We start from the raw sequence: 1,799 nt of genomic DNA on the forward strand, positions 1-1,799 counted from the left end.
CGGGTCATTCGCGGCCAGTTCAGGCGCTGTGCCCATCATTTCATTCCAGCGGATCGCCTACGGCGCCCGCTGAATTCTCACGTTGGGCCTAGCGCAAATGAGCAAAGACGCTTTACGAATGTTCAGCCTCCCCCGTCCCACTAATGACTTTCGCGTGGATTCGGTAGAAATGCTTATTGATATTGAAAAGAGACATGCATCGACTGGATTTGAGCCGATTCCTCGTGCGTTGATGCTGCGTCGCTACTGGCAGTATCTCAATTTTCTGCAGTGCCACAGTTTCACGGTAAGGATTTTGGCTGCGACGCCAGAAGAGATTTCAGATTCAACTGAATTGAAGAACTTCGATTTGACTGATGAGGGCTTTCGATTTGTTCAATTCTCACACGCGAAATGGCTTGATCGGACGTACAAGGATCAAGGTGAGGTCAAGGAAGGCAAAATGCTGCATCGCTGGTTGGAGAAATTCTCTGAAATGAGGGCCAAGTGATATCGCCCAACAATGCATTCCAGCCGACGCCTGCCGGCGCGGCTGAATTTTGACGTTGGGCTTGGCTCTGAACATGGTTTCATTGACTATCGCCACTACGCTTGGCTCGTGGGCCGCAGGCAACTCCGTGCGTGCGGCTAGCGGTGGCGTTTGGCTCTTGGAGACCTTAGGTTTTTGGGGTGTAAGCTTGCGTCAGCGGCTGCTCGCCATGCGGGTTGGCGCTTGCGCGGCAAAGTTTCCGGCTGGGCATTCGGGGCAAGTTCACGCGCCTTGCCCAACATTTCATTCCAGCGGATCGCCTACGGCGCCCGCTGAATTCTCACGTTGGGGTGTCTAGTGCGGAAGCTGTCGATAATTCTTGCGATGCTTGTTTCGGTGCCACTGTTCATGACTTCCGGGGTGACATGCGGCTGCGAACCTGACGCATACAATATTGCCGACCAAATGCGCATCTTCGAATACCCTGGTGAGAGAATTTTACCTTCAGCTGAAAATCTGGAGCGGGGGAAAAAGGCATTTCTCGGGCGTGATATCCGCGCGCTTCCCTTGCATCAAACAGCACTGGATAAAGAATGTCAGTTGATTGGCAAGAGCGATCTCCACTGTGAGTTCTGGAATGAGGTCGGAATATTTCATAGTTCTGGGCGCTTCGTTACAATCTACGCTGGTTCAGATGGACGGGTGGAGCGAGTGGCTGTAACTTCCATATCGAAACTATTCGGCGTTACACTAAATCGCCCCAACAATGCATTCCAGCCGACGCCTGCGGCGCGGCTGAATTAACACGTTGGCCCTTTCAATGAGCATTAGCGAAGAACGAGCAATTTCTGTGGCTAGGAGCTTTGCTGAAACCGCGTACCGAGACTCGAAATTTCAATTTCGCATTGGCGACGCGAGCGCTCGATTCGAAAATGGCGGCTTCGGTCACGACGTTCTTGGACTTGGCTTTGCCCACTGGTCTGTGCTGTTTGATCTAGTCGCGCTCGACGAGAACGTTGCTGTGATGAACCCAGACCACGTAATAGTGTTGGTTGACGCAGAAACTGAAAGGACCGTATGGTTTACTGTAATGTAAAGCCCAACCCTGCGGTCAACTGGACTGCCTCCACGCTGCGCGTTCCGGCAGCCAGTTACCTTGAACGATGGGCCCAGCCTTGACCCTGTTAATGAATCATGCCTCGACCACTTCGCTTCGCTCTTTGGCCGCTGGCTGTTTCGCCAGCGCGGCGAGGGCTGGCGTTTGTGTCGCTGGCGGTGCGACGTCTTGTGGCAAGCGCCGGCTGGTCCGGTATGCTGGTGTCCGTGTGGG

The 1,799-nt window shown here is 53.7% G+C and carries 2 protein-coding genes; both read left to right on the forward strand.

All coding sequences use genetic code 11. The features are described 5' to 3' along the window. The first annotated feature begins 97 nt into the window (after nucleotides 1–97). Nucleotides 98–490, forward strand: coding sequence for a hypothetical protein (locus AC1RRC_RS33185; RefSeq protein WP_493060199.1), 393 nt, complete (start codon nucleotides 98–100; stop codon nucleotides 488–490). A 444-nt stretch (nucleotides 491–934) separates the two neighbouring features. Further along, the gene (locus AC1RRC_RS33190; RefSeq protein ID WP_493060200.1) at nucleotides 935–1,273 is read left to right on the forward strand and encodes a hypothetical protein; all 339 of its coding nucleotides are present in this window, start codon (nucleotides 935–937) and stop codon (nucleotides 1,271–1,273) included. Nucleotides 1,274–1,799 lie beyond the last annotated feature (526 nt).

The sequence above is a fragment of the Pseudoduganella sp. GW821-FHT12E03 genome, assembly GCF_058807115.1.